Consider the following 532-nt stretch of genomic DNA (forward strand, 5'->3'; position numbering starts at 1 on the left):
CTAGAGAGTTTGATCCTGGCTCAGATTGAACGCTGGCGGCAGGCTTAACACATGCAAGTCGAGCGGGGGAGATTGCTTCGGTAATTGACCTAGCGGCGGACGGGTGAGTAATACTTAGGAATCTGCCTATTAATGGGGGACAACATCTCGAAAGGGATGCTAATACCGCATACGCCCTACGGGGGAAAGCAGGGGATCACTTGTGACCTTGCGTTAATAGATGAGCCTAAGTCGGATTAGCTAGTTGGTGGGGTAAAGGCCTACCAAGGCGACGATCTGTAGCGGGTCTGAGAGGATGATCCGCCACACTGGGACTGAGACACGGCCCAGACTCCTACGGGAGGCAGCAGTGGGGAATATTGGACAATGGGGGGAACCCTGATCCAGCAATGCCGCGTGTGTGAAGAAGGCCTTATGGTTGTAAAGCACTTTAAGCGAGGAGGAGGCTCTTTTGGTTAATACCCAAGATGAGTGGACGTTACTCGCAGAATAAGCACCGGCTAACTCTGTGCCAGCAGCCGCGGTAATACGA

The 532-nt window shown here is 53.2% G+C and carries 1 rRNA gene; it reads left to right on the top strand.

The features are described from left to right. Nucleotides 1-532: ribosomal RNA gene (locus ACVQ8P_RS00310) — 16S ribosomal RNA — on the top strand; the annotation flags it as partial.

Source organism: Dellaglioa sp. BT-FLS60 (genome assembly GCF_054941065.1).